We start from the raw sequence: 5,301 nt of genomic DNA, 5'->3' as shown, positions 1-5,301 counted from the left end.
CATACACGCCATCTTCTCTACGGTGAGCAAATCCTGTTCCTGTCAGAACCATGAGAAAATCTGGAATCTTCTGATTTGAAGCTGCTATTTTCTTTGCCAGCCTTAGAATATTTGTAGCCCCTTCTTCAACACGATTCTGCCCAAGTTTGATTTCAATCAATCCATATTTTCCGTTTCTGCCATGGAATACTGCATCACATTCAAGGCCCGCCGCATCGCGATAATGGAGAACATCCGCATCAAGTACCTGTGCATACACTTTGAGGTCTCTTACACAAAGGGTCTCAAAAATCAAACCAAAAGTCTGTAAGTCGTTCAATAAATCTTCCGGTCCCATCTTCAGGGCAGCCGTTGTAATTGAAGGATCTGCCAAATATCTGGTATTCGACTGTCTAATTGCTGTAGTTGATCTGAAATTTGGATTCCAAGCCTCTGTTTCATTGGTAATGAAAAGATCCTCAAGAACTTTAAGATAGTCAGCAAGGGTATTTTTTGAAATATCAAATACATCATTTTCTATTGCTGTATTTGGGGCATCTGAGGTGGAAAATCTTGAATATGACTGCAAGACCTTTCTCATCTTCTGTGCAGATCTCCTATGTCCATCAACATTTCTGATGTCACTTTCACAGATTTCATCAATATACAGGTATGCCTGCTTCAAGGATAAATCCTTGCGCATTCTCAATGCTTCCGGCCAACCTCCCCGAGAGCAAAGAAAAGCGATGTCAGCTACAGTATGCTTACTTTCTCCATACACTTTTCTCACTCCCTTCCATAAAGTGTCAATCGACACTTCCCCGGTTGAATCTCCAGACTCCCATAAACTCATCGTATGCATATGGATCTTTCCAATTCGACCAGTCCCGGAGTGTGCACGAAGCGTTTCTGCAGCCTTTGTCTGTGATGTTGAACCTGTAAGAATAAATTGTCCAAAGGCAGTACGCTTATCTACTTGATTTCTTATTGTGTCCCAAAGCAAAGGAACCTTTTGCCATTCATCTATAAGAATTGGGGTGTCTTCAGAAAAGAGTCGGTCAGGATTCTCTCGTACCAAAAACTCCGCCCTTTCTTTCTCAGAATTAACTGACAAATCAATCAGGCTTTTGGTATGCCTTTTAGCAGATGTTGTCTTCCCAGACCACTTGATACCTTCAATGAGAACGGCCCCTCTCATGTGAAGAACATCGTGCATATACAGGTCGATCAACCTAGGCAAGTACTCTTTATTGGTTATTATCATATAGGTATTCTAAACCATTAAATCGTATCAAACAACTAAAACTGAACCAAAAAGTAGGAAATAATTGGGAGGATTAGTAAAAATAAAATGACCCAAAAAGTAGAATAAAATTGGGAGGATTAGTATCTTCATTCTATGATCAGCAACAATTCATGCTTGTTTCATACCTCTTACATACTTTCTTCATGTATTCGGGGTTACATCAAAGCAACAGACCATAGAGCGGATGGAAAACTTCCTCTCAGTGGCCTCTTCCTTCCAAGGGTTTGTTTGGGAATGGTTCTGAAAGACAGGATCTTTGTACCGGATCTGGGAAACAGGAACAGACTTTGTCGTTTCTCCCTCATCTTTGGGTACAGGGCTTCCATCCAGAATACATACCTGGGAATGAGGGCACTTGCCCGATTTTATTCAAGGTCGACTTTCTTGGAAGTCTTCTATATATATTGCCTCCTTAGGGAGGTTTTTCTGTCTTGAGCGGTAAGCAAACTGCCAACTTCAGCTGTCCTACCCTCATGGTAATAGGATCTGGTGAACAGGGGAGTATCTTCAGTATTTCCATCCGTGTAAAAAAAATGACAAATCCACCATTCGGATTTTGCGTTGTCGCTTAATAGGATACTCCGATTTTTCCCGACAAGGTCATCAGGCAGCCCCATACCCCCCCGTCTCAGCAATCCTTGTCTACCATATATGGATGTACCCAAAGAATGGTTAACACCATTCCTCGAAATCTCTTGTGATACCAACCCCTAATCTCTGATATGGATACGGAAAGTTTTTATTTGACGCAAACACTAATAGCGTATATCATGATATATGTTAATTAGGAGTGGCAATTTCAATGAAAAGAGATGCATATATCAAACGTACCCTGAGGTTGAATGAAAGACTCGCTACCAAGTCGCAATTCCTTTTAGGCCCTCGTATGACAGGAAAGACCACCTACATTCGCAATGAATTGCAAGACAGGGTGAGCCTTAGCTGGAACTTGCTTGACGGTAGGCTTCGGATGAGAGTACTCTCCGATCCAGGCATTCTCAAGGAAGAAATTGAAGCTCGCGACTTGCATGATTGCCTCGTGGTGATCGATGAGATCCAGAAAGCGCCACTGCTGCTGGAGGAAGTGCAATTTCTCATTGAAGAGAGGAATATCCGGTTCCTGCTCACCGGTTCAAGCGCAAGAAAACTTCGTTCAGGCGGAGTCAATCTCTTGGGAGGAAGAGCCGGTCATATCACCATGCATCCTTTGGTATTCCCAGAGATACAAGACACCAACTATACTTTGGAAAGGATTTTCCAGTCAGGCTTATTGCCCTCAGCCTTCTGTTCTGAACATCCTGATGAGGAACTTAACGACTATGTTGCTTTGTACCTCAACGAGGAGATCCAGGCAGAGGGAGTTACAAGGAAACTTCCCCAATTCTCACGATTCCTAGAGGTAGCCGCCCTATCAAACACACAGATGATCAACTTTACCAATATTGCCAGCGATGTTGGTGTCTCCAGACAAGCTGTTACCGGTTGGTATCAGGTCCTCGTTGACACCCTGATCGGGTATGAACTCCCTTCCTTCACCAATGGAAAGAAGAGAAAGACCTATGGGATGCCTAAGTTCTATTTCTTTGATCTTGGAGTAGCCAGAGCGCTGCAGAATGCTCCTGTCCCCACCTCAATCCAGACAGAATATGGTGCATTTTTCGAGCACTATGTGTTCATGGAGCTACGTTCCTACCTCGATTACATCCAGAGCAAAGAAGTCCTTAGCTATTGGAGGACCACAAGCAACTTTGAGGTTGAATTTGTGCTAGGAGAGAAAGTAGCAATTGAGACCAAAACCACCAAAAAGGCAGATTCCAAGGATTACCGAGGACTGAAGGCTTTCATGGAGGAAGGGATATGCGGTCGATACATTCTGGTATGCTGCGAAGAGCGGCCAAGGAAGTTGGAAAATGGTATTGAAGTCATGCCTTGGAAATATTTCCTACAGCTTCTTTGGGATGGGAAGATTGTGTAGCCAATTCATGAAAAAGTCTGGAGTATGGGAAAGAGGAAGGTTTATCCCGTTTCGTGTTGTTTCTGAGCAACAGATCATTTTAGGGGTCTTGCTTATGTTGATAGAGTACTGAAAGTAAAGAGAATCTTTAAAGTAAGCTATATGACAATTCTCTATAGGCTGTTTCAGATTGGAGAATCCTCTTCCTATACCAATCTTATTATCAGATTTCGACAGGAATATTCTGCTAAGTATAAACATGATCTAAAAGGATATTTTGAACCAAATTCCTTGAGAGCAGAATCTCCAGATTTGGTTGCAAAAGAGGACCCTCATGGGCTTGATTTCAGCGACCTTATGGAGGAGCGTTTCGCTCGTTTTGTGCGAGAATCTTATGAGAGGGAGATTATATCGATGGGCCGGGCTGGTGAAATGCTCAAGCTATCTATCATGGAAATGCGAGCTCTTGTTCGTACATGGAAGGAGTTATGAGCAGAACCGGAAGCAACCGTCTGTATTTAGGAAGTTTTAGCATATACTACCATCGCCCATCACCTCTACCCATTCAGAAATGATGAGGTATCCTAATTCTGCATCTTTTCACTTAAGATAGAGCTTTCCTGCTTTGCATACCATGCCACTTCTGTATACGCTGTATGCCATGGAACTCCCTTACTTCACCGGTATGGCAACTGGAGCCAGCCTTATTATCGCAATTGGTGCGCAAAATGCGTTCGTTCTTACCCAAGGTATCAAGAAGCAACATCGTTTTCTTGTTGCACTTATCTGTTCTCTCATGGATACAGTGCTTATTGCCTTGGGAGTTGCAGGGGTAGGGAGTATTATCAGCCAATCACCCCATCTGCTTACCGTTGCTGCCGGCGGAGGCGCTCTCTTTCTTTTTGTGTATGGCCTGAAGAACTTGTTGACCGCACTCAAACCTGTTGAGGGTTTAGCGGAGACTGAACATAGTGAAACAAGTAGAGCCCAGATAGTGCTCACCACCTTGGCAATTACTCTCTTGAACCCCCATGTCTATCTTGATACGGTGGTGCTCCTGGGAAGTATCAGCAGTACCTATGTTGGGCAGAGTAGGTACCTTTTTGCAGGAGGGGCTGTTTCGGCGTCTTTTCTCTGGTTCTTCCTCTTGTCCTATGGGGCTGCAGTTCTTGCTCCTCTTTTCAAGCGGACAATTACTTGGAGAATTCTCTATAGTCTGATCTTCCTCATCATGTGGCGTATTGCCTATTCCTTGTTGGAGTTTGCAGGAATTCTGGATGCAATGAAGAGCCTTTTCTAAGATAAATGTATTTGATTCTTCACATCACAAAGACACGTGATTGGTACTTTACAACAAGTTGTTGTTGGATAGCGAAGTCAAGGACCTGTATTCGATTACCTAGGTACATATAGTTTGCATCTTTCTTTTGCCAGTGATATTATGATTAACATATCATGTTAACTAAATTATTAGATTGGTGGGGTAATCAGCAATGAACGATGAGAAACTAACTAAGCATACATATCAGTTTACCCCAGACTATGCAGTTGCTCCTGGAGAAACCTTGGCTGAAGTTCTTGAAACCCTTTCAATGACACTGAAGGAGTGTGCAACACGGTGTGGTCTGACAGAGCAATCCATGATTCGAATCATCAAAGGACTACAGCCCATCACCTATGAAACAGCAGATAGGTTGGAAATGGTCACCGGTGTTCCCGCCCGGATATGGAATACTTTGGAACTTCAATACCAGGAGCAACGAAGGAAGATCAAGCAGAAGAAAAGTTATGAGCAAAGCATAGATTGGTTGCATGGTATTCCTACGAAGGAATTGATTGTCCGAGGTATGATAGACGCATCTGCCTCAAAGGCAGATATGGTAGGGGAGTCGTTACGATTCTATGGGGTAGCTAGTGTTGATGCATGGAAGGATGTCTGGATGGATCCAAAAGTTGCTGCCAGGCGTTCTGATTGTTTTGAGACAAACATAGGAGCAGCTTCTGCTTGGATTAGGATAGGAGAGCTACAGGCACAGGATATTGTATGTGTTCCCTATGATGC

At 43.3% G+C, this 5,301-nt stretch carries 5 protein-coding genes; 4 read left to right on the top strand and 1 reads right to left on the bottom strand.

The genetic code is table 11. From position 1 onward, the window contains the following. A partial coding sequence (locus JF818_RS14895; RefSeq protein WP_198892783.1) for an ATP-binding protein occupies positions 1 to 1,243 on the bottom strand: 1,243 nt, incomplete at its 3' end. A gap of 844 nt (positions 1,244 to 2,087) precedes the next feature. Here JF818_RS14895 and JF818_RS14890 point away from each other — a divergent pair. From JF818_RS14890 to JF818_RS14875, 4 genes are all read left to right on the top strand, one after another. Continuing rightward, positions 2,088 to 3,260, top strand: a complete 1,173-nt coding sequence (locus tag JF818_RS14890; protein ID WP_198892781.1) for an ATP-binding protein — start codon at positions 2,088 to 2,090, stop codon at positions 3,258 to 3,260. 141 nt (positions 3,261 to 3,401) lie between these two features. Next, on the top strand, positions 3,402 to 3,731 hold the full coding sequence (locus JF818_RS14885; protein ID WP_198892779.1) for a hypothetical protein: 330 nt from the start codon (positions 3,402 to 3,404) through the stop codon (positions 3,729 to 3,731). 142 nt (positions 3,732 to 3,873) lie between these two features. Continuing rightward, positions 3,874 to 4,539: a LysE/ArgO family amino acid transporter gene (locus JF818_RS14880; RefSeq protein WP_233067955.1), complete on the top strand. Its 666-nt coding sequence runs from the start codon at positions 3,874 to 3,876 to the stop codon at positions 4,537 to 4,539. Between the two features lie 193 nt (positions 4,540 to 4,732). Further along, positions 4,733 to 5,301: transcriptional regulator (locus JF818_RS14875; protein ID WP_370570351.1), on the top strand; the 569-nt coding region annotated here is incomplete at its 3' end.

It is taken from the genome of Sphaerochaeta sp. S2 (assembly GCF_016406725.1).
GTDB lineage: Bacteria > Spirochaetota > Spirochaetia > Sphaerochaetales > Sphaerochaetaceae > Sphaerochaeta.
The sequence above is the reverse complement of the archived record's forward strand: the minus strand, read 5'-3'. Positions and strand labels throughout refer to the sequence as shown.